Origin of the sequence: Fischerella thermalis PCC 7521 (assembly GCF_000317225.1) — a bacterium.
In the GTDB taxonomy this organism is placed as follows: Bacteria; Cyanobacteriota; Cyanobacteriia; order Cyanobacteriales; family Nostocaceae; genus Fischerella; species Fischerella thermalis.
In genome coordinates, this window is the sequence record NZ_AJLL01000063.1 from 14864 (window position 1) to 39284 (window position 24421).

The following is a 24421-nucleotide window of genomic DNA, read 5'->3' on the forward strand; positions in this document are numbered from 1 at the left end:
TGATGGAGTGTAAAAAAGTTTTTAAATCCTTCGGCTACAACTTAGATGCAGTTAGCAAACTAATTTTTTATAATTTCAACCAATCTTTCCGACTTCTTGACTTTTTATTTTTAAAGTGAAGTTGTAGCAAATCAAAAATAGGTGTGAACAACACAAGTAATGATAATTATTTTGGATTGCTCAAAAAACAAAAACTTCCAGGATTAACACACATGAAAACTTCAACAAAAATCGCTTTAGCAGCTGCTTTCATGAGTATTTTAGGTGTTGGTGCAGTGGTCAAAACCGTAAGTGCTTCTCCTTCTCAAAACAGTGTACAAGTAGCTCAGGCTAGTGATGGAGATGGCGAAGCTAATGACGCTACAGAAGCTCCTGAAATCATGAAGAATGGTGTTCATCACACTAAAATAGCTCAAGCAAGTGATGGTGATGGTGAAACTAATGATGACCAAGAAGAACAGCAAGAGGACAAAAAACTACAAGCTTTATCTAAAATTACAGCAGAACAAGCTAAACAAGCTGCTGAAACTTCTGTCGGTGCTAAAGCTAGTAGTGTAAAACTCGAAAATGAAGATGGAAACTTAGTTTATGCTGTAGAAATTGGTCAAAAAGAGGTGAAAGTTGACGCTGGTAATGGTAAAGTTCTCTACACTGAGAATGCTAACCAGGAAAGCGATGAAAATGAAGCCTCTCGTCCTAAGAGTAGCATTCAAGTTACGGAGAATAATAACGAACGGGAAACAAATGAAGGTAGTAAGTAGGGTTATTTATTACTAGTCATAAATGATGCGTAGCTGTAAATAGCTAAATACGAGGTTGTTGAAAATAGCTGATTCAACAACCTCCTTTATTTGTACGCAAATGATTACAGTCATGTTTGATTGAGCAGGTGTATCAGTTGCATCATATTTTCTCTTGCGATCGCTCATAAATTAAAAAAATTATGCCGCGTTCGCTTTAGCTATAAAGTCATAAAAAAATTAAGTCATTCATCTGAATATTTCCAAGTTCTTGACCTTTGCTGCTTATAATCACAAACCTATATTTCAGATAAATTTGCACATGAATATTTCAATTAATCTAGCTATAACTATAGCTTTCATCAACATTTTGGGCTTTGGTGGTTAGTTACTTGCATAAGAGCATGATTGCTTTGCGATGGGCTACGCCCTAACAGAAGCGATCGCTAAATGACTTTTATGGAGTACCGCGTGTGGTAACTATGAGGATGGTTAGTTTCATCAGGTACGCATTCTTCGGGTAAGTTGCATGGCAAACTGCCCTGAAAAATCTTTGAGATTCGCAATCCCTGCGGTTTGGTACACACCGGGGAGTTTCCCAGTATGACGCTTCACCACTTCATCAACGAGGAACTGTTCAAGGGGTTCCATGATGGTGGGAATGCTCATGCTTTGGGCAACGGTGTGCAGCATGGACTGAAAAAGGTGTCCATCTCCTTGGAGTAGTTTCTTGTGAAATTCGATCCGTTTTACCGGAGACCAAAGGTGAGGACGAAAGTAAGTGAGGCATAGTCCATGCTCCCCTGTGGCGGCAAGCGTCGAATTGTAGATCGCTTTCACCTCATCTTTTGTTTTAAAAATAGAGTCTGGATGGACATTCAGTGATCCCTCCACTTGTAACTTGATTGCATCTGGTTTTGTGTACTCCCCTGGCTGAAGAATGCCGAGGAGAAAAGACTTATCTGGAAGAGGTAATTTGCGATCAGTGTATTCCTTTGCATAGTACTGGGATACCCCTGACTTTGACATCGCAATATTACGCGGGTTTTGTAACGCGCTGATGAATGTCCCCCGCTCAGAAAGCATGGCTTCCAGGTACGGGAATAAGATATCCCGATCATGCTCAGACGCGTCTTTGTAGTGGTCAATAGTACGGTTAATGGTTTGTAGGACGGAAACCCAGGAGTTATCGACAATACAAAATGAGTGAGCTTCGTGGGTCTCATTAACGAGGGCAAGCTCCATTGCATTGCGTACCCCGTACATCATTCCGCTCGGTTCACTGCTCTCGAAGTGAATTCGCTGCATCCTAAAAATAGGCTGGTCGCCAGGCTTAAGGGAGTAGGCGACCGCAAGAATAAAGCACTGAGAACCAGAGCCAATACTCAGAACATTGTTACCTCCGTCAACCGCTACCATCCTGCCAAGGCTCTCCCCTTGATCAGTAATTCGTTGGATTATTCCTTCGTCTTCCATCCGGTAACGTGCGCGTGCAATAAGTTGTGCAGTTTCAGGGGAGCTTAGGGTTTCAAGACCATTCACAAAGGTATCTAAATCAGAGACATCGTGCCACAACGTAACCAAGAGTACTTTCTTGGGTCTCCGTCTCCATCAATTGCAAGTCGAATATCTTTGCTGCTCCACCCCTTCTCCCGTGCTTGGTGTAGCCAGTACAATGCCCTGTCAGGATCACCGCGCATCACCTCAATGTGGTGTCCAATACTGAGCTGCATTACTCGGTCTTTAGGAAGAAAAAAAGCAGCAGTACGGGCAAGGAGTCGAAGGCGGTCAACGGAGATACCAGAGGCAGCAGCAAGACCAGAAAGGTTGTAATTAGGGTGATTTTTCCATCGACTCACTACCTTATATGCAAGGTCTGCCATTATTCCCCACGGAGATTTTTTCCCAGAGATGCCTGAGAATGATGAAGCTTGAGTAAGAATTTTAAGCCACTCTTTGGTGACATTGGTGTGGGGTACAGGAAGAGATGCGGGTTGTAAATGCTGCATACAAGTATCTGTAACAATGAAAATATACCCAGCAGTAATCATGGCACTAATGAGGCACAAGTCGCCACTCTCTTACCCGTTGAGGAGCGAGATGAGAGAGACACAGCGTAAGGACATCTGCTTATTTTTTACCAGTGAACAGGAGGCACGTCCTTGAAGAGCTACGACATGATATCAACAAGGCTTAGTTTCAAGGATTTCAGAACTCGTTGCGATGAGGCGGCGATAGCGGAGGGGCTCTTGCGGGCTTTTTGGTCTAGTTAGCCCAACTACTATCTTCATGCCCGTAAGAGCCACCGCCTCATCGAGCGAAGCGGCGACGAGTTCGTCGGGGCTACACGAATTACCGACTAAAACCTCTTTGCTGCTGTCTGCGTTTTTCTTGCTCATAGTACAGCCGTTCTAGCAAATCCTGATTCCAAGTCTGATTATCAGGCGGAAGTCTCTTAGTTTGGGGCAGCAATTCTAGTACAGCACTAGCTGTTTCTTTACCTTGCTTATCCTTACCAAATGCCAGCCCAATTCTGCTGATATTTTTGAGGACTTCTAGCGGTAAGTTATGCGGGTCATCCACCACCATGTACATTGTTCTCACTGGTGGCATCCCCTTGTGTGCATCCCTATCCATATCTGCTATTGACAGTGCATCAATGGGGGAGTCACATAAAAATACTCTCTCAACTTTATCGTCTGGTTCTCCACCCAAGTTAATGTGAAACCAACCTTTATCTGATTGAGTGTTGTCGGGGTACCGTGAACAGCGATTGTCTTGGCGTGTGGTATCCCAAAGCAGTGCGCCTGATTTTTTACCGTTTAAATCCCGCTTGATAAACACAACATTTCGCTGGTGGTCTATGTAACCCAACCCCTGCTCCTGTAATGGGTGTACAAGGAAATTGGAGATACCGCGCTTTTGAGTCAAGAAATGCTCAGATCTTGCACCAGACGTAGATACTCGTAAAAAACCAATAAACAGCGCAAAACTATTTGCTCATTGGACTCATCTGCATATTCAGCCAACATCACCACCTGATTGGAAGTTGCACAAACTGCTCTTGAATCTATTTTTCCACATATAGTTGTGTATCTTCTTTTACTTGATATTGAACGCCTTGCTCATCTTGCACTTAGTTGTGGTTTTGACATTCAGATTTTCAGGTGCAAGATATGAGATGGAGAATAGGAGACTCGAACCCCTGACCTCTGCGGTGCGATCGCAGCGCTCTACCAGCTGAGCTAATTCCCCAGATTGCTTGTTTGTTGTTTGTTGATTGTTGTTTGGAAATAATGAAAAAATACCCAACAACCAACTATCAACTACCAACAACTTCCTTTCCTATGTTAGCATTCACCTGCTGTAGGTTGGCACTGACGCTGTGAGTAAACTTCTTGTACCCGTTCTAGTTCCAAGTCAGTTAAATAATCTACAGTCCAGTTTGCCTGACGCTGAAGCATATGAAAAGGGTAAGTATTGGCTACACCCACTACTTGCATCCCAGCCTGTTTTGCTGCTTTGATGCCAGCGGGAGTATCTTCTATTACCAAACATTCATTTGGTTGAAGATTTAGTTCGGGATATGCTTGATTAAGCTGTTCCACAGCTAATAAATAACCCTCTGGCTCTGGTTTGGTAGCAATAATATCATCTCCAGCCACAATTACACAAAAGTGTTGAGCTAATTTAGCGCGTTCCAGCACAACTTCTATTTCTTTACGGATGGCGCCACTCACTAAAGCTAACTTTAAGTTGCGCGATCGCACTTGAAATATCAAATCCTCTAAACCAGGATATAAAGGCAGTTTTTCCAGTTTTTCTAATTCCTGTACGTACAGTTGTGCCTTCTTTTGCAACAACCGAGTTAAATAGTCTTCACTCACCACCCGACCGCGATTTTTGAGTATATCCCGCACACAGGTGCGATCGCTGCGTCCGAGGCAAATTTCTTTGTACTCACCTGGCTTAAGAGCAAGATTTTCTTCGATGAGAATTTGCTTAATCAGTTGTTCGTGGATCGATTCATCATTAATGATGATGCCATTAAAATCAAACAGAACTGCCTTTAAAGTCATGCCGTTGTATTGAAAGCTGGAGAGGGAAAGCCCTGCAAATCGTTGTTGTCTAATGTTTTGTTGGTTGGTGTAGCAGTGTAGTGCTGCATATTCACTTCAGCAATTTCTTCTGCTGTTGGTATCGGTTTTATGCCGCTAGACACTTGATGTATCCACCATACATCCTGGGTTCGCACTGTTTCAAATCCTGCTGCACCCATCCATGCATCCATATTGCCAGCTGCATACTCACGGATATATGGCTCCTCAAACACATTATTGAGCCATTCTAACTGACTCAGGGCCTTTTGATTACCATCGAGAATCAGTACTTGTCCACCTACCCTCAGCAATCGGAAGCTTTCTTGCAGAATTGCCTGTGATACTCTTGACGGTGTTTCATGAAATAACAAAGCAGCCGTCACTAAGTCAAAAGAATCGCTAGCAAAACCTGTCTTTTCGGCATTACCATGTCGCCAGTGAATATTCAAAGCTGCACTTTCGGCTTTATGGCTAGCTCTTACTAGCATATAGGGCGACAAATCTAAACCAATAACTTCTGCTTCTGGGAAAGTTTGCTTGAGCATTAATGTTGTCGAGCCAGTACCGCACCCCAAATCCAAAATCCGCCGTGGCTGTACTTTGACAGCATCAATTAAAGCTTGGCGTACCCAAGCTTCATTTGGTGGTAGCACATACTGAGTAACAGCGTCATAGGTAACCGCCGCACCAGACTTTAGATATCCGCCCTGAATGCCGTGAAAGTTTTGAGTGCTGTAGTAGGCAGGAATTGTAACGTCGGCACGTCGGAAGCGATCGCTTTGTTTCTCCCAATCCACGCTCTCGGCGTAGCGCCGCAACCCTTCTTCATCGATGAAATAACGTACTACAGGAGACAAAAAACGCTCCCAAATTGTATCTTGACGAACTGCCATAGGATTTTTTCAGAATTGGTGACTGTTTCAACTCCAGTCATTCTCTTTACAGATTTTAATATATCTGTGCAAAAGATACTTTCCTCCTTTAGGGATAGGATTGACATTTGTTATTTTTGTATTATAAATATATTACATATGTCATACATGAATTACAGCTTCTCAAAAGTAGCTATTCATCTACTCAAAAATAAGGAAGCAATTTAAATTTTTAATTGTGTTTTTATTAGTAGTCGATCGCTAAAATCTAAAATATGCCTTACGAACAGTTAGAAATTTCTACACCATCTCCAGTTTTATCTTGGGCAAATCACCCTTTAGGCTCAGAAGAAATTAAGATGGCAAAAAATGTAGCATCCCTGCCATTTGTGTTTAAACACGTGGCATTAATGCCAGATGTTCACTTAGGAAAAGGTGCTTTAGTTGGTTCTGTCATTGCCACTAAGGAAGCAATTATCCCTGCGGCTGTGGGTGTAGATATTGGTTGTGGAATGGCTGCGATCAAAACACCATTTAAAAGTGAGCAATTAGAAAGTAAACTCAAGAAAATTCGCTTAGATATAGAATCTGCAATTCCTACAGGTTTTAACGAAAATAAAGAAGTAGAAAAATCTGTAACTAACTGGCAAAGATGGCGAGATTTTAAAGACTTGCATCCAGGGGTGCAAAACTTGCAAGAAAAAGCGATGCGACAAATGGGTTCTCTAGGCGGAGGTAATCATTTTATTGAAGTTTGTCTCGATACAGAAAACCGAGTTTGGCTGATGTTGCATTCTGGTTCTCGCAACATCGGTAATATGCTTGCTCAGTGCCACATTAGCACAGCTAAGGAATTGGCAAAGATGGCAGGTAATAAATTAGCCGATCCGGATTTAGCCTATTTTATCGCTGGTACGCCAGAATTCCAGGCATATTGGCATGATTTACAGTGGGCGCAAGCATATGCACGTTTCAACCGCGATGTAATGATGGCACGTTTTAAACAAATTATCGAAAAGCATTTAGCAGGTGGGAAAGCGACGAAACCTTTACTACAAGTAAATTGCCATCATAATTACGCTGAAAAAGAAGTACATTTTGGTGAGGAAGTGTACGTAACTCGTAAAGGTGCGGTGCGTGCTCAAACAGAAGATTATGGGATTATACCTGGTTCGATGGGGGCAAAATCCTTCATTGTCAAAGGTAAAGGTTGTGCTAGTAGCTTTTGTTCTTGTAGTCATGGTGCTGGTCGTTTACTATCAAGAAATAAGGCAAAAAATGTCTATACTCTTGATGATTTAATTGAACAAACAAAAGGGGTAGAATGTCGCAAAGACACAGGAGTTTTGGATGAAATTCCCGGCGCTTATAAACCTATAGATCAAGTAATGGCAAATCAATCTGATTTAGTGGAAGTTGTAGCTACACTCAAACAAGTTATTTGCGTAAAAGGTTAAATCGATTAGTGTGCGTCTATTTAGAAACCTGGTTTATTCCAGAAACCAGGTTTTTTTATTTATAATTATAATTTCCAGGTGACTCATCAGATCTCTGCTTCCTCTGGGTTTAAAAGTAATTTATTTAACCACACAGGTACAGACGACACAGACTAGTAGGTAGAATTTAAGTATTGACAGAATAAACAAAATGTGGGTTTGCAAGCTTGAGTAAGGAAACAGACGAACGCTATCAGACGATCGCTAATCACCAAGTACTTCTTTTACTTGACCTGAACTTACCAGGAACAGATGGGCGAGAATTATTAGAACAAATTAAGCAGGATCAAAACCTCAAAGATATTCCTGTTATAGTATTTACTACCTCTGCCAATCCCAGAGATATCGAAATATATTATCGCAATAATGTAGCTAGTTATATTCTCAAACCAATTGACATTAATAAATTAAAACAAACGCTACAAAACTTTCTTGCTTATTGTTTGGATATTGTGGTTCTTCCCGATAATATCGGCAGGTAGTCATGGTGCAACAACAGTTGATCATTTTAATTATTGATGATTGTTCGGAAGACCGTGCAGTCTATCGCCGTTATCTTTTGCAAGATTCACAACACCACTATGTAATTCTGGAAGAGGAAACAGGGGAAAGCGCTCTAAAACTGTGTCAACAACTCCAACCTGACAGTATACTATTGGATTTTTTATTGCCAGATATGGATGGGCTGGAATTTCTCACAGAATTAAAACAGCAGAGTAACGGCAGTATGCCAGCTGTAATTATGTTAACAGGACATGGCAATGAAAATGTTGCTGTGCAGGCAATGAAAAGTGGTGTGCAAGACTACTTGGTGAAAGGAGATATCACAGCAGAGAGTTTACGCTTTACTATCCAGTCTGCGATTGAAAATGTCCAGCTACGCCAGCAGTTGCAACGTAGTGAAGAACGTTTCCGTACCTCCGTTGAAAATATGCTGGACTGTTTTGGTGTTTACTCAGCGATTCGGAATCAAGCAGGAGAAATCCTAGACTTTAGAATAGACTATTTGAACGCGGCAGCTTGTGAATCTAACCTGATGATCAAGGAAGAACAACTAGGTAAAAGTTTGTGCGAACTTTTTCCTGGACAGAGAAAATATGGCTTATTTGAAGAGTATTGTCAGGTGGTAAATACAGGCAAACCGTTTGTGAAAGAATCACTGATATACACAGATATATTCGGTAAACAACAATTCACCAGAGCCTTTGATATCCGTGTGGCTAAGTTGGGAGATGGCTTTGTAGCATCTTGGCGGGATGTCACCAAAAAAAAGCAGATAGAACAAGCATTGCGAGAAAGCGAAGAGCGTTATCGGTTTTTATCTGAAGCAATACCACAAATAGTATGGATTTGTGATGCGAATGGCGAATGTGAATATCTTAATCAACGATGGTATGAATTTACCGGACAAGCTGTTGAGCAAGGGATTGGCTCTGGTTGGTTGGAAGTTGTGCATCCCGAGGATACGCAACGAGTTATGCAAGCATTTACACAGTCTTTAAATACAGGAAAACTGTACGAAGTAGAATTGCGCTACCGTTGTCATGACCAAACCTATCATTGGTTTTTAGCTAGAGCTTTGCCCAAAAAAGATGGGCAAGGACGGATTGTAAAGTGGTTTGGGACAAGTACAGATATAAATGATCGTAAACAATTAGAAGCAGAACGTACCCGTCTTTATCAACTTGAGCAAGCTGCTCGTGCGGAAGCAGAAGCAGCAAATCGTGCTAAAGATGAGTTTGTAGCTATGATATCTCATGATCTGCGTTCTCCTCTCAATGCTATTCTGGGTTGGGCGAAGCTGCTACAAAGTCGTAAACAGGATGAAGCAACTATCATCCGTGCTTTGCAAACTATCGAACGCAATGCTTTGTCTCAAGCAAAACTCATAGATGACTTGTTGAATATGTCCCGCATACTCCGGGGTCAGCTAGATTTGCAGCTATGCCAAGTCAATCTCGTCACTATTATCCAGACAGCATTAGAAACTGTCTACCCCAGCGCTGATGACAAAAGTATTTGTCTAGAGTCTAAGCTTGACGATGCAGTTCCACCAATTGTTGGTGATCCGCATCGCTTGCAGCAAATTTTAGGAAATGTGCTTTCTAATGCGATTAAGTTCACTCCGGAAGGGGGACGAGTGGAAGTACGGTTAGAGCGAGTAGCAAACGATACAAATATAAGAGATGGGGATCAGGGAATAGGGGAGACACGGGGAAATGTGGATAATAAGAGTATGAGCAATAGATTCTCTACATCTAACTTCTATGTTCAAATCACGGTTACTGACACAGGTATCGGTATCAATCCCAATTTTTTACCTCATATTTTTGAACGTTACCGTCAGGTAGAATCCTACAAAGAAGGTGGTTTAGGATTGGGTTTAGCGATCGCTCGCCATTTAGTAGAATTGCATGGCGGAACTATCGAAGCAAAAAGCGAAGGCGAAGGTAAAGGTGCGACTTTCACCATCTTGTTGCCATTTAGGGGTTAGTTGGTAGTTGGTAGTTAGTAGTTAGTAGTTAGTAGTTGGTAGTTAGTTGCTAAATTTTTTATCACTAACTATTTTCCACTAACCACTAATCACTAACTTTACTCCCACTCAATAGTTCCAGGTGGTTTGGAGGTAATATCGTAAACTACCCGGTTAACTCCTTTAACTTCGTTGACAATCCGGTTGGAAATCACCTCTAGTACTTCGTATGGCACACGTGCCCAATCTGCTGTCATACCATCTTCACTGGTGACGATGCGTAAGACAATGGGATAGGCGTAGGTACGTTGATCACCCATTACGCCCACGCTCTTGATTGGCAACAACACGGCAAAAGCTTGCCAGTAGTCATGGTACAAGCCTCTTTGATTAATCTCTTGTCGTACAATCAAATCGGCATCCCGCAAAATCTTTAAGCGTTCGGCAGTGATTTCGCCCAAAATCCGAATCGCTAAACCTGGACCAGGGAAGGGGTGACGCTGGACGATTTCTTCTGGTAACCCAATAGAACGACCGACTTTACGGACTTCATCTTTGAATAGTTTCCGCAGTGGTTCTACTAGTTTAAATCGTAGATCTTTGGGTAAACCACCCACATTGTGATGGCTCTTGATTTTCACTGCGACTCGTTCGCCTGTTTGTGGATCAACATTGGTGTCAGCAGATTCAATTACGTCTGGATATAGCGTACCTTGCGCCAAATAATCAAAGGGCCCAAGGCGTCTTGATTCCTCTTCAAAGACTTTAATAAATTCGTGTCCAATAATACGACGTTTTTCTTCTGGATCAGTAACGCCACTGAGGGCTTTTAAGAAGCGATCGCGAGCATTAACGTACTCTACAGGGATATGGAACTGCTCTTGAAATAGCTTCAACAACCGCTCTGGTTCATACTTCCGCATGAATCCTTGGTCAATAAAAACACAAGTTAATTGCTCACCGATCGCTTTATGCAACAAAAAGGCGAGGGTAGAGGAATCAACACCACCAGACAGGGCTAACAGCACTCGCTTATTGCCGACTTTAGCGCGAATTTCGCGAATTGATTCTTCGACAAAAGCGGCGGTGGTCCAAGTCGGTTCACACTCGCAAATATGGTAAACAAAATTACGAATTAATGCCAAGCCACCAATAGAATGTACTACCTCTGGGTGGAACTGGACACCATAGAGTTTGCGATTGTGATCAGCGATCGCAGCACAAGGAGTATTTTCTGTATGTGCTAATAATTCAAATCCCGATGGCATTGATGTAACTGAGTCACCATGACTCATCCACATAGTTGTGCCATCTTCGACGTTGGTCAGTAAGTCTGTGGGATCATCTATATATAATGATGCTTTACCATACTCAGCTCGGTCAGCTCTGGCTACTTCCCCACCCAACTGCTGCACCATCAATTGCATACCGTAGCAAACACCCAGGATGGGAATTCCTAAATGCCAAATCTCTGGGTCGCATTTAGGAGCGCCTTGGTCATAAACTGAACTAGGACCACCAGAGAGGATAATTCCCTTAGGATTCAGCTTTCGCAGTTGTTCAATAGTGGTGCGATAAGAAAGAACTTCAGAATAAACTTGAGTTTCTCGAATTCGACGGGCTATCAGTTCAGAATACTGAGAACCAAAATCGAGAATAACAATCATTTGGCGATTGATTTGTCCCAAATCTTCTACTATTTGAGACGCTTGTTCTGTTGGTAGGGTCACCGCTGTAGTCATGATCAGGAGAGGTGTGTAATGTAAATAGAAAAATTGTCGCTCTACGGTTTTGCTAACACTATGTATTCGTCAGCTTTCCCAAGCTTTTAGGGTTAAACTAATCCCATACAAACGCTACTAAACCGCGTTTGTCTTGCCCACGTATTTGTTAATGGTATTAAGAAGAAAAAGTTACCCTAGAGTGGTTAGTGAAAAATATATTTATTGGGGATTGTTATGATTATTCATAATAAATTAACATAATTTTGCGATTCGTGAACAAACTGTTTCGCTTTTTATGAGTATGGAGATGGGGAGATGGGGTGATGGGGTGGTGTGAGAAGTATTAAGACACTAACTACTAACTACTAACTACCAACAATCAACCAACCAATACTCATATCCGAAGTTGGGACAACAGAGATTCCATATCTTTCCAGGTCAGTCCTTGTTGAATATAGCGGGGTGCTTCTGGGTTATAAGGACTCGCAACTATGTCAATTCTGAGAATATTTGCTTCTTCTGGCAAAACAGGCACATCGGGATCAAAGGCGGTAGGACGCATTAGAGAACTTGAAAAGCCTTTAAATATAGCAATTTGGTCTTCCTCTCCGGCAATTTCTACTGTTACTAATAGGACTTCTTGGGGACGTTTAATAGTGTATTGTTCCAGTCTTTTACCTGTATAATTTTCCATTATGTCGAATGTGAGTGAAAGCTGCGACAAAAACAATATATATAGACCACTCTCTTGGAAAGCTGCGAGGTTTCTTTTCAGCACCCCCCATACTGTATTCAGTATAAATGTGATAGATTTGGCGACCAGGCAGGACAAGCCAGACAAGGAAAAATGCTTATGGCTTCGTGCTAATAGACCTCTTGCATGAAAAACCTATCCTTGAAAGCCAGAAAAAATTATTGAAATAAGTTCGTAGTAAGCGACTCTAACCTTTTTTTGAGGACAAAAGTCTTCACCACGAACTTTGAATGATTTTTTACGCCGTTCTACTTAATTACACATTAAATCTGAACAGCATCACGTCACCTTCCTTGACAACGTAATCTTTTCCTTCACTGCGAACTAAGCCTTTTTCTTTGGCAGCAGCCATAGAACCAGCTGCTACTAAATCATCGTAAGCAACAGTTTCCGCACGAATAAATCCACGTTCAAAATCGCTGTGAATTACACCTGCTGCTTGGGGTGCTAACATTCCAGCTTTAATTGTCCAAGCACGGGTTTCTTTTTCCCCAGAGGTGAAATAAGTACGCAATCCTAAGAGTGTGTAAGTGGCACGAATTAATGATTTCAAACCACCTTCTTCTACACCCAAAGAAGCAAGAAAATCTGCTCTTTCTTCCTCTGATAATTCGATTAATTCTGCTTCTACTTGGGCGGAAACGACGACAACTTGAGCATTTTCTGTTGCGGCAATTTGTCTGACTTTTTCGACAAACTCATTTCCTGTTGCCAATTCATCTTCAGATACGTTGGCAGCATAAATTATTGGTTTTGATGTCAGTAAACCTAATAGTTTAATAACTGCTGCTTCTTCTTCTGTTAAACTAACTTGCCGTACTGATTTGCCTTCATTTAATGCCGCAGCTAATTTTTCCAATACTGTTAGTTCAAATTGTGCTTCTTTGCTGGTACGGGCTTGTTTTTTAGTACGTTCAATGCGGCGTTCGATTTGGGCTAAGTCAGCTAAACCTAGTTCCAAATTAATTGTCTCAATATCCCGCGCGGGGTCTACGGAACCAGCAACGTGAATAATGTCATCATTTTCAAAACAACGCACTACATGGACAATGGCATCTACTTCGCGGATATGAGACAAAAATTGATTCCCGAGTCCCTCACCCTGACTTGCACCTTTGACTAAACCGGCAATATCCACGAACTCAACACGGGCCGGGATAATTTGTACCGACTTGGAAATCTTACCTAAAACATTTAACCGTTCGTCTGGCACTGCCACAACGCCGACATTCGGTTCTATTGTACAAAATGGGAAGTTAGCAGCTTCTGCCTTGGCATTAGCAACTAAAGCGTTAAATAACGTAGATTTTCCAACGTTGGGAAGTCCGACAATCCCGGCTCTCAGCATGTTAGATTTTGGATTTGAAATTAAAACTAGACGAAATTAATTTTAAACAGGTTAGGGGATTGTTTGCGGTATTGTTCCTGGAACTGTTTGAGGAATGGGACCAGGTACGGTTTGTGGTATGGGTGCTGGTACGGTTTCAGGAACTGGATCTGGTATGGGTTGGGGAACTGTTGGCCCTGGTGTAGGTTCAGTTGGGGGTACAGGATTTGGTTCTGGGTTAGGAATTGGTGTTTCATTGGGTTGAGGTTCAGAAATAAGATAAATCATCTAATTCTTTTCGCAAGATTCAACTTTTCCAACCTAAATAAAAATCAACCCTACTGACATCTTCCTAAATATCTATACGCCTGTTGAAAGTGCGTAAAATTTGGGAATTATAGAGCTAATTGACGAAGTGAATTAAATCTTCAAATACTGTCTATTTTAATTCATACTGTATAACTGCGGACACACTAAGAACACAAATCATCGCCGGAAGTATGCTGGTGTCGGTAGCGCTTGCCATTTTTCTAGTTATTTCCACTAGTCGAGCGTAGCGATCGCCATCTTACCCCTTCAACCAAGATATAGAAAATAGCGTTTAAGACTTGCCACATATCGACTTCACGATTACGTCCCCCTAGTTTGGGCGGTGGAATCAAGTCTTTTATTAATTCTCGTATTGTGTTTGTGTCAGGTTGCTGGGATAAGCTTTACTCATGCTGCTCTCTCGGTGCTGTTTACTAAACTATTTACAGCCTATACTCAGAGAGCTTTTTTACAAACTACCCGACTTTTCAAACACCCTCTAAAATACCAGCCATAAACTCTGCCAAGAAGAAGATATTATCCTCTTTAATGCAAGCCGATAATATTTAATTTGATTTGATTTTTTCTGAAAAACATTGGACAGAGCCTGTAAATGTAATTACAGACCCAAAATATTGTTTTCAGCTAAAAATCTTCTTCCATGCAATTGCAATTTGAATCAACAGATATATTTGCTGACATCGACCCTCGGCTACAAAGACTACTTGAACGCAAAAGCCGAGGAATAACTATAGCTGCTACTACATCCACTGAAAAAGAAGAAGTTGCAGTTATTGCTAAGGTAAACAACCTGAAGGAATGGCTATCTATGAACGAAGTCTATCCGGGTGCTGACTTGGGTAGTACGCCCAATGGTGAGCGAATTGTCACAGGTAGAATTCCGGTTTCCCGAATTGAGCATATAAAGCAGTCCGACTGCGTGGTCAGCTTGAAACCAGCACAAGCACTAAAACCAGCTATAAATATTAATTCTCCAGCGACTGTTGCTATACAAGACCTTTGTTCTCAAAATTCTCTAGAAGAACAGGGAAGTGGTGTTGTAGTTGGTATTATTGATGTCGGTTGCGACTTTGCTCACAAAAATTTTCGTAATCCTGATGGTTCTACAAGATTGTTAGCTTTTTGGAACCAGGATGGTCATTCTAATCCTAAAAGTCCCTATGGATATGGTCAAGAGTACAAGCGGGATGAAATCAATCAAGCCCTTAGCGCAAGTGATCCTTATGCTGCTTTGGGATACGAACTAGAAGAAAGGTCCCACGGGACTCATGTCATGGATATTGCCGTTGGTAACGGACAAGGGAGTGGTTTGTCGGGTGTCGCCCCTGGCGCAGATATCGTGTTTGTTCAACTATCTCAAAATGAATATACTCCCCTGATTGAAAATGGTGAACAAGCCGTAGAAAGTTGTTTTGGCGATACGGTGGCGCTGTTGGAAGCAATGAGATATATCTTTGATATTGCTGGCGATCGCCCTTGTGTAATTAACATTAGTTTGGGGTTGTATGGTGGGCCTCATGACGGTACAACTTTAGTTGAACAGGGTATTGACGCTTTAGTTTCCGAAAAACCAAACCGAGCTATAGTAATTGCTGCTGGTAATAGCTACGATACAGGTATCCATGCATCTGGAATTGTGTTGCCCAATCAGCATTTTGATCTCCAGTGGCAAATCCCCCACAGAAATCCCAGACAAAAAGAAATAGAAATATGGTACGACGGGGGCGATCGCTTCCAATTAGAAATTATTGCTCCCGATGGTAGTAGTCTAGGTCGGGTAGATTTGGGAGAAAACGGAGAAGTGGTAGACACTGAAGACAACACCATCATATTTTTCACTAACCGCCACTCTGACCCCAATAACGGAGATAACGTTATTTGCGTGTTTATGGAACCTGATTTACCAGGTGGGATTTGGACGCTACGCCTCCACGGTATTCATGTCATCAATGGGAAATTTCATGCTTGGATTGAGCGTGAAGATCACAGCCAAACTTGTTTTGTTCCTCCCCACGATAATACCCATACCCTCAACACCATCGCCTGTGGATATAAAAGCATCGTGGTTGGTTCCTACGATAATACTAAAACCAATAAGCCCCTATCATTCTTTTCTAGTTCCGGCCCCACACGCGATGGACGGCAAAAACCTGATTTGATTGCTCCTGGTCATCACATCTGGGCTGCTGCCTCACGGACAGGAACTCAAGTTGTACGTATGTCTGGTACTAGTATGGCTGCTCCTGTTGTGACTGGGGCGATCGCCTTAATATTTGCTGAAGCCCTTGCCCATAACCAGTCACTCACCATTGAGGAGATTCGTGAGCTTTTAGCGGCTAGTACCCAAAAGAATTTTCCCACACACAGCCAGCCGGAGCGCTACGGTTATGGAGCGATCGACCTCAATGCAGTTGTGTTAGCTGTACAAGACAAGTTTAATCGGTTATGATATTATGATTCCAGGCATATCTGAACTAAATTTTCCTGTAATGTTATAATGGATAATTTGGTTGTAAGCAAATGAGTAATAAGCACCTACGCTTGATTAAATGTTCAGGCGACAAACTAAAAAAAATAGAACCGAACATAGTGGACTGGGCGCGACAAAATGAAAGTCCCGACGAGCCAATTGCAGTCACGGTAAAGGTGGCTGAGGATGGTTATATACCAAATTTTGTCAACCTCCGCGCTCAAATATCACCTAAGCTGTTTACGGCAACAGTCACAGAAACAGATTTACATAGATTAGAAGCAGACCCACGTGTTATTTCTTTAGGTACGCCCAGACGTTTACATGCAACAACCTAGTTTCAGTTCGGCTAGCTTTGTGTAGAAGAGCATTAAAACTGAAAGCACTCGTTGTTATGACGTTTATTGTAAATTCATGGTTCCTTATCTGCTGCAACATAAATTTTTATATTTCTTCTTTACAAAAGGGTGGGTCATAAGCTCATCCTTTTAACTTTGGGGCTTGGGACAATTAATTTAACAAAAATTTTAGAATCTTAATGTGATTCGCGATCACTGCTGATGGCTAAACGCAGAGTTTTCCTGATATAGCGCTTTTCGTATTAGTCAAAAAAAAGAAGTTATCTGTGTTCATCCGTGTGCATCGGTGTTCGTTTTAAAAAAACTAACTTTTGCAAAATGGTTTGGGGGGCTACCTTTGAGTCCCGATACATAGTATAGATTTGATTTGCAAGGATGCGATCGCTGGAATGAAAAACAAAATCAAGGACACCCATAATAGGTGTCCCAAAATCAATCAGTCTAAAAAACCCAAACTATTTACTGTTCCCATTACCTCCATTACCACTGTTAGTAGTCAGAATTCTTTCAGCTAGCTTATCAGGTACTTCTTGCAGATGGTCGAATTCCCAGTGGAAAGAACCAACGCCGAGAGTTTGCGATCGCAACTCTACGATAAAATTGTGCATTTCAGCTTGGGGCAAATAAGCTGTAATGCTATCCCAACCTTGCCAATCGTGAATGGCTTCGTAACCTAAAATCTGCCCCCGTCTACCAGTCACCAACTGCATAACTTTCGAGGTGAACTCGCTGGGGGTTGTGACTTGTACTCGCAGAATTGGTTCTAGGAGGGTGGGTTGACACTGAGTCATTCCGGTTTGCATTGCTACACGGGCAGCTTGCTTAAATGCTTGTTCGGAACTATCGACAGTGTGATAAGAACCGTTGGTTAAGGTTACCGCCACATCTACAACCGGGAAACCCAATGGCCCATGTGCTAAAAATTCCCGCACACCCATTTCCACACCAGGAATATACTGCTTGGGAACCACACCACCAACAATGGTTTCCTTGAAGCTAAAACCTTCACCTCGTCCTAAGGGTTGGATGTCGAGATAAACATCACCAAACTGACCGTGACCACCACTTTGGTGCTTGTAGCGCCCGTGAACTGATGAAGCTGGTTTGCGGATAGTTTCTTTGTAAGGTATTTGTGGCAAGTGGGTTGTCATCGGCAAATTATACTTGCGGCGCAGGCGATCTAGTGCCACTTGCAAATGAATTTCGCCTTGACCCCAGAGGATAACTTCATGGGTGTCACCGTGTTGTTCCCAAGCAAGAGAAGGGTCTTCTTCTAACAACTTGGCGATCGCACCACTTAGCTTCACTTCATCGTTGCGTTTTTCGGGAATAATCGCCAGGGCATAAACTGGTTCTAGTTGTCCAGTTTTGGGCAATTCCTTAGCAGTATTGTTAGAAAGTGTATCTCCTGTCTTGATACCCTCCATCCGGCTTAAAGCGACAATTTCTCCAGCCCCAGCTTGATTAACTTGTTGTAGCTGTTGTCCCATAAGACGATAAATACCACCAGCCCGGACACCGTTGAGGACTATACCATCAGTTAATTTACCTTGCCAAACCCGCACCAAGGAAAGTTTTCCACCTTGAGGAGTGTAATAGGTCTTTAACACCTGGGCGATCGTGGTGCCGTCTTTTTGGTTACTTAAGCGGCGTTCAGCTGTGGTTTCTGGTTCAGGTGCTTCTCTTACTAAGGCTTCTAGTAGGGGTCTAACTCCGTAATCTTGTTCAGCAACACCAAAGAATACTGGTACTACTAAATCCGCCCCTAATTCCATTTTTAAATCTTTGAGAATTTCTTCTTGGGGCGGTTCAATGTCTTCTAAAAGTTCTTCTAGTAAGTGGTCGTCAAAATTTGCTAAAGCTTCGAGCATTTCTGCTCGTGCAATGTGTTCTTCTTCTTTTAGTTCTTCGGGAAATGGGACTGGATCAGCAGGTGCGCCGGAATGGTAATGGTACGCTTGTTCAGTAACCAAGTCAATAAAACCAATTAGCTGTTCCCCTCCCATAATTGGGTATTGGTGCGCGACGAGGGGACGACTAGAAACAGCTTTGAGGGCGTGCAGTGTTTCCAAAACGTGGATATTCGCCCGATCCATTTTGTTGACAAAGACTAGATGGGGAATTTCCCAATCATCCAGGAATTTAAATAGAGGAGCAAGGGTGAGGACGCGATCATTGATGGGTTCGCAAACTACAATTGCCGCATCAACTCCAATTAAGGCGTTGTAAGTTTCTTGAGCAAATTCTACACTGCCGGGGCAGTCAATAAAGGTGAAGCGAATGTCATTGTATTCAGTACTGGCTGTGCTGACTTCTACACTCATTTGGCGATCGCGTGCTTCTTGAGAGCTATCGCCGACTGTGTTACCATCCTTAACGCTGCCTTTGCGAGAAATAGCACCTGTTACAAATAACAAGCTTTCTAGCAAGGTTGTTTTCCCACTCAAATAAGGGCCGACAATTGCTACATTTCGCGAACCCGATTTCACTTTTTCGTTCATAAAAACTCCTTTGCGGTCTTATGTCCATAACCGCCTTATAGTTGAGTTATGAAGAGTTCAAAACCGTTATTTAGGAAATTATCCCGCCTTTAAATTGACATTAACTCGCCTTTAACCAACCGGCAAACAATCGTATTTTGTTGTAAGATTTCGGTCACTAAAAATTAAAATCTACGAATTTATCTATATAAAATTAAAGTTTAGTAAAAAGATTGCAAAATCAACCAAATGTTTGTTAATAAAACGTAACTAAATGCAGTTACGAGATAGTTAAAGTATATGCCAGTTAAACTCTATCAATATCGCCGCCAGACATGGGCAAGTTTCATATTTATAAGTGGAATCATTCTCTTACCTTCCCCTAGTCTCCCTCTTCCTCCATCTTTGTTGGCACAGAATACTCCTAGCAACGCCACAGACTATTTAAATCAAGGATTACAAGCTGTGCAGACAGGGAGAATACAAGATGCGATCGCCTATTTTCGCCAAGCTGCCCAATTAGATCCCAGCCTCGCGCCAGCACATTACAATTTGGGTTTAGCACTGCGGCAAGCTGGACAATTACAATCTGCTGCGGATGCATTTTATCGAGCCACCCAAGTTGATCCCAAGTTTGCTTTAGCTTATGCGAATTTGGGCGGTGCGTTATTAGAAGGCAATAATTTACAGCAGGCAAATGATTATTTACAAAGAGCAATAGAACTTGATCCCAAATTGGGTGTGGCTCATTACAATTTAGGATTAGTAAGAGAACAGCAGCAAAATTGGGATAAAGCGATCGCATCCTTTAAAAAAGCAATGGAATACAGCAAAAATGCACCAGAACCAGCTTATCATCTAGGCATATGTTATCTGCAACAAAACAAACTCGATAAAGCCAAAGATGCCTTCCGCAAAGCAATACAAATAAATCCCAAATATCCAGAAGCTTATTATAGTCTTGGTTCAGTTTTATATGGTCAAGGCAAAGCAAAAGATGCCCTAGAAGCCTTTAGAAAATCTGCTGAAGCTAACTCTAATTATCCCAATGCTTATTACGGTGCGGGATTAGCTTTTATCCAATTGCAGCAATATGCAGATGCAGTACAAGTATTACAATTTGCCAGAGATTTGTACAAAGCTCAGAATAATCCCGAATGGGCAAACAAAGCCGAGCAACTGTTGCAACAAGCACAAAGAATGAATTAGGTATCGGGAACCTCAACATGAGCTACATTCTGGCATTAGATTTAGGTACGACTGGTAACCGCGCTTTTGTGTTTGATGTTGTTGGTAAAATTGTCGGACAAGCATATCAGGAATTAACACAGTATTATCCTCAGCCGGGATGGTTAGAACACGATGCTGAGGAAATCTGGCAAGATACTTACAGGGTAGTGCAAACTGCGATCGCTAATGCCAAAATTATTCCCAGTGAAATTGTGGCAATGGGGTTAACGGTACAGCGGGAAACCTGTCTAATTTGGGATAAAACTACTGGAAAACCCCTGCATCGCGCGATAGTTTGGCAAGATCGCCGCACTGCTCCTTTGTGTAATCAATTACAGGTACAAGGTTACGCCCAAGAGATTTACGATCGCACTGGTTTAGTGATTGATGCTTATTTTTCGGCTACAAAGCTGAGGTGGTTGCTAGATCATGTTACAGATGTTGATCTCAAAAATGTTTTAGCTGGAACAATTGATACTTGGATTCTGTGGAAACTCACAGGCGGCAAAGTTCACGCGACTGATCACAGCAACGCTAGCCGCACAATGCTGATGAACTTGACAAGTTGTGAATGGGATGAAACTTTACTGGAATTATTTCAAATTCCCGCTCATATTTTGCCGGAAATACTACCTAGTTTAGGGAAATTTGGTGTTACTGATTCCAGTTTACTAGGTGCAGAAATTCCCATCACTGCCGTTTTGGGCGATCAACAGGCAGCTTTATTTGGTCATGGATGCGATCACCCTGGTTTAATGAAATGTACTTACGGTACTGGTAGCTTTTTAGTTGCTCACACTGGCTGCGACATCGTCCGTTCTCAAAATCAACTGATTTCCACAGTCGCATGGACGCAAATTCGCAACGGTAGCTTAGATGTGGGCTACGCCCTCGAAGGTAGCATGTTTACCAGTGGAGCATGTATCCAATGGCTGCGGGATGGCATCCAATTAATCAAAACTGCTGCGGAGACAGAAGCGATCGCCAATCAAGTTACAGATAACGGTGGTGTATATTTTGTACCTGCCTTTAGCGGACTGGGCGCACCCCACTGGGATATGAGTGCCAGGGGAGCTTTTTTTGGTATTACCGCCGCCGTCCAACCGCAGCATTTAGTTAGGGCTGTGTTGGAAGCGATCGCCTACCAAGTTAAAGAAGTAGTGGCAGCAATCAGTGTAACTTGCAACACACCACTACAAAAATTAACAGTAGATGGTGGTGCGTGTGAGAACAATTTTCTCATGCAATTTCAGGCAGATTTGTTAGGTATTGCGGTGGAACGTCCAGTGAACCGGGATACCACAGTTCAAGGTATTGCTTTTGCGGCTGGTTTAGCAGGGGGATTTTGGAAGAGTTATGCGGAACTAGTACAGCAAAGGCAAATTGATCGTTACTTCTCGCCTAGTGATAGAAGTGAGTATGCAATGGTCAATTTTATTACTTGGCAAAAGGCAGTAGAACGGGCTAAGTATTGGGCAGAATAGACAAGCTGTTAGTAGTCTGGAGTTAAATAAAAAACCGCACCAGGCGCAGAGGACGCAGAGGAAGAAGAGGAGAGGATAAAACTAGAAATTGGTTTACTCGGCAAAGTTTGTGTGACAGAGTACTAGGAAGATTTGGTCAATATGATGTAATTTACGAAAACCCCACAATGACGCTTGTATCAAAATTGATGACAATTTAAGAAAAATGAACAATAACCATGTCTAGAACAAAAATCCTAATAATGGTGTTGGTCTGACTACTACCAGTCCTGACAAATCTACCACTCATATGGAAATGTTGTTGGCTCTCAAGAAAACAAGCAAGTAAATAGGGAGATGCGATCGCATTACGTGTTGAGTTTGAGTAGTGCGATCGCATTGTAGATTGAGAGCAGGCTATGCAAAAATGTAATTTTTGCAGCAACGGCAAAAGTGAAAACAGACAGTATTTTTTACCAATTATTTGCAGAATTTCCCAGTATTTTCTTTGAGTTGATTGGACGCTCCCCCAGTAATAGTCAAGATTATCAGTTTCGCTCGGTAGAAATTAAACAAACCGCTTTTCGTATTGATGGCGTATTTCTACCACCAGAAGACAGTCCAGACAAAACAGTATATTTCTGTGAAGTCCAGTTTCAAAAAGATCAATTTCTCTATCACCGGGTATTTGCAGAACTATTTCTGTATTTAGACCAAAATCCATCTACCTACGACTGGTACACTGTTGTTATTTACCCTAAACGGAGCCTGGAACCAGATAAAAACAGGCTGCATCAGGTTTTACTAGAAAGTTCAAAAGTGCAGCGTGTTTATCTTGATGAACTAGAAACCTCAGCAAACAGGTCTTTGGGTATTGGTGTTGTTAAGTTAGTAGTAGAACCAGAAGAAAATGCTGCTAACTATGCGAAACAACTCATTGCACAAGCAAGGCAAGAGGGAGGAGATCGTTTATCTGCAAGAGCGATAATAGATTTAATCGAAACAATCATAGTCTACAAATTTCCACAATTAAGCCGCCAAGAGGTGGAAGAGATGCTGAAATTGAGCGAACTAAAACAAACTAGAGTTTACCAAGAAGCATTGGAAGAAGGACGACAAGAAGGACGACAAGAAGGACGACAAGAAGGAGTCAAAGAAGGTAAGTTAGCTGCTGTTCCCCTGTTGCTAAAAGCAGGAGTGAGTGTAGAAGAAATAGCTCAACAGTTAGAAGTTGAGATTGAAGCAGTTAGGCAAATAGCACAGCAACAGTCTATAGGTTAAAGGCGAAAAGGGAAAGGGGTCTATTTTGAAAATTGAAAATAAGCATAGATAAAGTAGGTGTGATCGCCTCTGCTACACCATCATCCAACCTCAGAAGTTTACTTTTCAAGCTTTGAGGTTCAGCATTCGAGTTTGGAACATGAAATTTCTCACTTGAAACGAGAAAATTCTTACTTGAAATGAAAAGTTTCTTACTTGAAACGAGAAATTTCTCACTTCAGATGAGAAACTTCTAGGTTAAAACGAGAAACTTTTCACTTGTAATGAAAATAGCCGAGTTTAAAACTTCATCATTGAAGCTGAAAACAAGAAGAAGCGCCTATTCATGTGTCTGCTCTTTAGGCGCTTCTAACTTGAACATTTCCAGTTCCATTTTATAGTAACGATTTGTGCGTCCAATGGGAATCATGCCTAATCTTTGAATAACGCGCAGTGATCTGACATTCTCTGAACGCGCGATCGCATAAATTACAGGTAGTTTTAAAGTGTTAAATCCATAATCCAAAATTGCTTTTGCTGCTTCAGTCGCATATCCTTTACCCCAAGCCGATTTCTTCAAATGCCAGCCAATCTCGTAATCTTGGGTTAAGTTTTCTTTCTCATCTCGCAGTTGGATCAAAATAATAGTTCCAACAATTTCTCTACTATCTTTAAGAGCGATCGCCCATAAGCCAGTACCATTATTGAGTTGGGCAAAGTGGCGTTGCATAAAATGGGGATGAATAATGAACCGCCAAGATGCCAAGAATGCCAAGAATTGAGTTTTTCAATTAAAAGAGAAAATAAAATCATCCCGCAAATATGCAACGCCGGCAAAGTTTGTCACCCACCGTTGCAGTAGATTTCTGGAACTCTCAACACTATCAACTTTGGTGATCAAAAAGCGTGTGACTTCATGATCACCGTAAATTTGAAATGCTTGCTCAGCGTCTTGTTCTGGAACCCAAGTACGAATAATCAGGCGATCAGTTTGTGTAAGGATAATCATCAGGGTAATTATACATATCAACTACACCTCAAATTATCCTTACTTGATGGTTACTCCTCCACCCTTAGGGGAAGCCTAAGAAGGTGCGTCTATACACTCCTCACATTCCTCACACCTTCTAATCACCCCCGATTCCTCATCCCTTAATCTTTAGCAACCACTCTCTTTTCCACCACACTTGAGAGACGATTGATATTAGCACTTAACAGTGGCACTTCTTGTCGACATGTTTGACAAAACCAGTAGAGTTCACCATGACGGACATGACGCAACAGAGAATCTCCGCAACATGGACATGTGTTGCTTCTCATGTTCATATTAATGTCCTCCTTAA

General features: G+C 41.9%; 22 protein-coding genes, 1 tRNA gene and 1 pseudogene. 9 read left to right on the forward strand and 15 right to left on the reverse strand.

Annotation, left to right across the window (positions count from 1 at the left end; genetic code table 11):
• Window positions 1-212 precede the first annotated feature (212 nt).
• On the forward strand, window positions 213-761 hold the full coding sequence (locus tag UYK_RS0113755; RefSeq protein ID WP_026086467.1) for a PepSY domain-containing protein: 549 nt from the start codon (window positions 213-215) through the stop codon (window positions 759-761).
• Window positions 762-1241: 480 nt separating this feature from the next.
• Here the strand turns inward: UYK_RS0113755 and UYK_RS0113760 are convergent, their stop codons facing one another.
• The 6 genes from UYK_RS0113760 to UYK_RS0113790 all read right to left on the reverse strand — a co-directional run bounded on the left by UYK_RS0113760 (window position 1242) and on the right by UYK_RS0113790 (window position 5733).
• Window positions 1242-2324, reverse strand: a complete 1083-nt coding sequence (locus UYK_RS0113760; protein ID WP_085948459.1) for a DNA double-strand break repair nuclease NurA — start codon at window positions 2322-2324, stop codon at window positions 1242-1244.
• Entirely contained in the window at window positions 2291-2791 is a 501-nt protein-coding gene (locus UYK_RS25600; protein WP_016871596.1) for a DUF1016 N-terminal domain-containing protein, read from the reverse strand. The genes UYK_RS0113760 and UYK_RS25600 overlap by 34 nt, the downstream gene beginning before the upstream one ends.
• A 301-nt stretch (window positions 2792-3092) precedes the next feature.
• Complete coding sequence (locus UYK_RS0113770) at window positions 3093-3671, reverse strand: DUF3991 domain-containing protein (protein WP_016871597.1); 579 nt, start codon at window positions 3669-3671, stop codon at window positions 3093-3095.
• Window positions 3672-3922: 251 nt separating this feature from the next.
• Window positions 3923-3995: transfer RNA gene (locus UYK_RS0113780), tRNA-Ala, on the reverse strand.
• A gap of 95 nt (window positions 3996-4090) precedes the next feature.
• Window positions 4091-4819, reverse strand: coding sequence for an HAD family hydrolase (locus UYK_RS0113785; RefSeq protein ID WP_009457217.1), 729 nt, complete (start codon window positions 4817-4819; stop codon window positions 4091-4093).
• Window positions 4816-5733 (reverse strand): class I SAM-dependent methyltransferase, encoded by a 918-nt coding sequence (locus UYK_RS0113790; RefSeq protein ID WP_009457216.1) that lies wholly within the window; start codon window positions 5731-5733, stop codon window positions 4816-4818. Before UYK_RS0113790 ends, UYK_RS0113785 begins: the two co-directional genes overlap by 4 nt.
• Window positions 5734-5987: 254 nt before the next feature.
• Here UYK_RS0113790 and UYK_RS0113795 point away from each other — a divergent pair, with 254 nt between their 5' ends.
• From UYK_RS0113795 to UYK_RS0113805, 3 genes and pseudogenes are all read left to right on the forward strand, one after another.
• Entirely contained in the window at window positions 5988-7169 is a 1182-nt protein-coding gene (locus UYK_RS0113795) for an RtcB family protein (RefSeq protein WP_009457215.1), read from the forward strand.
• 257 nt (window positions 7170-7426) lie between these two features.
• Window positions 7427-7690, forward strand: a pseudogene (locus UYK_RS0113800) (response regulator); the annotation flags it as partial.
• 2 nt (window positions 7691-7692) lie between these two features.
• Window positions 7693-9702 (forward strand): hybrid sensor histidine kinase/response regulator, encoded by a 2010-nt coding sequence (locus UYK_RS0113805; protein WP_009457213.1) that lies wholly within the window; start codon window positions 7693-7695, stop codon window positions 9700-9702.
• A gap of 98 nt (window positions 9703-9800) precedes the next feature.
• On the opposite strand, the gene guaA is transcribed toward UYK_RS0113805, so the two are convergent.
• The 5 genes from guaA to UYK_RS27780 all read right to left on the reverse strand — a co-directional run bounded on the left by guaA (window position 9801) and on the right by UYK_RS27780 (window position 14148).
• The gene (guaA, locus tag UYK_RS0113810) at window positions 9801-11423 is read right to left on the reverse strand and encodes a glutamine-hydrolyzing GMP synthase (protein ID WP_009457212.1); all 1623 of its coding nucleotides are present in this window, start codon (window positions 11421-11423) and stop codon (window positions 9801-9803) included.
• A gap of 376 nt (window positions 11424-11799) precedes the next feature.
• The gene (locus tag UYK_RS0113815; RefSeq protein WP_009457211.1) at window positions 11800-12099 is read right to left on the reverse strand and encodes a DUF7734 family protein; all 300 of its coding nucleotides are present in this window, start codon (window positions 12097-12099) and stop codon (window positions 11800-11802) included.
• Window positions 12100-12415: 316 nt separating this feature from the next.
• Window positions 12416-13507: a redox-regulated ATPase YchF gene (ychF, locus tag UYK_RS0113820; RefSeq protein ID WP_009457210.1), complete on the reverse strand. Its 1092-nt coding sequence runs from the start codon at window positions 13505-13507 to the stop codon at window positions 12416-12418.
• Between the two features lie 51 nt (window positions 13508-13558).
• Window positions 13559-13774, reverse strand: coding sequence for a hypothetical protein (locus UYK_RS0113825; RefSeq protein ID WP_009457209.1), 216 nt, complete (start codon window positions 13772-13774; stop codon window positions 13559-13561).
• Window positions 13775-14016: 242 nt separating this feature from the next.
• On the reverse strand, window positions 14017-14148 hold the full coding sequence (locus tag UYK_RS27780) for a transposase (protein ID WP_373278502.1): 132 nt from the start codon (window positions 14146-14148) through the stop codon (window positions 14017-14019).
• A 308-nt stretch (window positions 14149-14456) separates the two neighbouring features.
• Between UYK_RS27780 and UYK_RS0113830 the strand changes: the two genes are divergently transcribed.
• Together UYK_RS0113830 and UYK_RS0113835 are read left to right on the forward strand one after the other, a co-directional pair.
• Window positions 14457-16265 (forward strand): S8 family peptidase, encoded by a 1809-nt coding sequence (locus tag UYK_RS0113830; protein WP_016871599.1) that lies wholly within the window; start codon window positions 14457-14459, stop codon window positions 16263-16265.
• Window positions 16266-16336: 71 nt separating this feature from the next.
• Complete coding sequence (locus UYK_RS0113835) at window positions 16337-16624, forward strand: hypothetical protein (RefSeq protein WP_009457207.1); 288 nt, start codon at window positions 16337-16339, stop codon at window positions 16622-16624.
• Between the two features lie 476 nt (window positions 16625-17100).
• Here the strand turns inward: UYK_RS0113835 and UYK_RS0113840 are convergent, their stop codons facing one another.
• The gene (locus UYK_RS0113840) at window positions 17101-19146 is read right to left on the reverse strand and encodes an elongation factor G (protein WP_009457205.1); all 2046 of its coding nucleotides are present in this window, start codon (window positions 19144-19146) and stop codon (window positions 17101-17103) included.
• A 279-nt stretch (window positions 19147-19425) separates the two neighbouring features.
• Here UYK_RS0113840 and UYK_RS0113845 point away from each other — a divergent pair, with 279 nt between their 5' ends.
• The 3 genes from UYK_RS0113845 to UYK_RS0113855 all read left to right on the forward strand — a co-directional run bounded on the left by UYK_RS0113845 (window position 19426) and on the right by UYK_RS0113855 (window position 23099).
• Window positions 19426-20334, forward strand: a complete 909-nt coding sequence (locus tag UYK_RS0113845) for a tetratricopeptide repeat protein (RefSeq protein WP_009457204.1) — start codon at window positions 19426-19428, stop codon at window positions 20332-20334.
• Window positions 20335-20351: 17 nt separating this feature from the next.
• Window positions 20352-21839, forward strand: a complete 1488-nt coding sequence (gene glpK, locus UYK_RS0113850) for a glycerol kinase GlpK (RefSeq protein ID WP_016871600.1) — start codon at window positions 20352-20354, stop codon at window positions 21837-21839.
• A 432-nt stretch (window positions 21840-22271) separates the two neighbouring features.
• Window positions 22272-23099 (forward strand): Rpn family recombination-promoting nuclease/putative transposase, encoded by an 828-nt coding sequence (locus UYK_RS0113855; protein WP_009457202.1) that lies wholly within the window; start codon window positions 22272-22274, stop codon window positions 23097-23099.
• A 319-nt stretch (window positions 23100-23418) separates the two neighbouring features.
• Here the strand turns inward: UYK_RS0113855 and UYK_RS0113860 are convergent, their stop codons facing one another.
• The 3 genes from UYK_RS0113860 to UYK_RS26785 all read right to left on the reverse strand — a co-directional run bounded on the left by UYK_RS0113860 (window position 23419) and on the right by UYK_RS26785 (window position 24404).
• On the reverse strand, window positions 23419-23808 hold the full coding sequence (locus tag UYK_RS0113860; RefSeq protein WP_009457201.1) for a GNAT family N-acetyltransferase: 390 nt from the start codon (window positions 23806-23808) through the stop codon (window positions 23419-23421).
• A 57-nt stretch (window positions 23809-23865) separates the two neighbouring features.
• Complete coding sequence (locus UYK_RS0113865) at window positions 23866-24087, reverse strand: GNAT family N-acetyltransferase (protein WP_009457200.1); 222 nt, start codon at window positions 24085-24087, stop codon at window positions 23866-23868.
• A gap of 143 nt (window positions 24088-24230) precedes the next feature.
• Window positions 24231-24404: a hypothetical protein gene (locus UYK_RS26785; protein WP_009457199.1), complete on the reverse strand. Its 174-nt coding sequence runs from the start codon at window positions 24402-24404 to the stop codon at window positions 24231-24233.
• Window positions 24405-24421 lie beyond the last annotated feature (17 nt).

What these genes read in the sequence shown, in the direction of transcription:
- UYK_RS0113755 (WP_026086467.1), top strand. Translation starts at nt 213, where the DNA reads ATGAAAACTTCAACAAAAATCGCTTTAGCAGCTGCTTTCATGAGTATT.
- UYK_RS25600 (WP_016871596.1), bottom strand. Translation starts at nt 2,791, where the DNA reads ATGATTACTGCTGGGTATATTTTCATTGTTACAGATACTTGTATGCAG.
- UYK_RS0113785 (WP_009457217.1), bottom strand. Translation starts at nt 4,819, where the DNA reads ATGACTTTAAAGGCAGTTCTGTTTGATTTTAATGGCATCATCATTAAT.
- UYK_RS0113790 (WP_009457216.1), bottom strand. Translation starts at nt 5,733, where the DNA reads ATGGCAGTTCGTCAAGATACAATTTGGGAGCGTTTTTTGTCTCCTGTA.
- UYK_RS0113795 (WP_009457215.1), top strand. Translation starts at nt 5,988, where the DNA reads ATGCCTTACGAACAGTTAGAAATTTCTACACCATCTCCAGTTTTATCT.
- UYK_RS0113805 (WP_009457213.1), top strand. Translation starts at nt 7,693, where the DNA reads ATGGTGCAACAACAGTTGATCATTTTAATTATTGATGATTGTTCGGAA.
- guaA (WP_009457212.1), bottom strand. Translation starts at nt 11,423, where the DNA reads ATGACTACAGCGGTGACCCTACCAACAGAACAAGCGTCTCAAATAGTA.
- UYK_RS0113815 (WP_009457211.1), bottom strand. Translation starts at nt 12,099, where the DNA reads ATGGAAAATTATACAGGTAAAAGACTGGAACAATACACTATTAAACGT.
- ychF (WP_009457210.1), bottom strand. Translation starts at nt 13,507, where the DNA reads ATGCTGAGAGCCGGGATTGTCGGACTTCCCAACGTTGGAAAATCTACG.
- UYK_RS0113825 (WP_009457209.1), bottom strand. Translation starts at nt 13,774, where the DNA reads ATGATTTATCTTATTTCTGAACCTCAACCCAATGAAACACCAATTCCT.
- UYK_RS0113830 (WP_016871599.1), top strand. Translation starts at nt 14,457, where the DNA reads ATGCAATTGCAATTTGAATCAACAGATATATTTGCTGACATCGACCCT.
- UYK_RS0113835 (WP_009457207.1), top strand. Translation starts at nt 16,337, where the DNA reads ATGAGTAATAAGCACCTACGCTTGATTAAATGTTCAGGCGACAAACTA.
- UYK_RS0113840 (WP_009457205.1), bottom strand. Translation starts at nt 19,146, where the DNA reads ATGAACGAAAAAGTGAAATCGGGTTCGCGAAATGTAGCAATTGTCGGC.
- UYK_RS0113845 (WP_009457204.1), top strand. Translation starts at nt 19,426, where the DNA reads ATGCCAGTTAAACTCTATCAATATCGCCGCCAGACATGGGCAAGTTTC.
- glpK (WP_016871600.1), top strand. Translation starts at nt 20,352, where the DNA reads ATGAGCTACATTCTGGCATTAGATTTAGGTACGACTGGTAACCGCGCT.
- UYK_RS0113860 (WP_009457201.1), bottom strand. Translation starts at nt 23,808, where the DNA reads ATGCAACGCCACTTTGCCCAACTCAATAATGGTACTGGCTTATGGGCG.
- UYK_RS0113865 (WP_009457200.1), bottom strand. Translation starts at nt 24,087, where the DNA reads ATGATTATCCTTACACAAACTGATCGCCTGATTATTCGTACTTGGGTT.
- UYK_RS26785 (WP_009457199.1), bottom strand. Translation starts at nt 24,404, where the DNA reads ATGAACATGAGAAGCAACACATGTCCATGTTGCGGAGATTCTCTGTTG.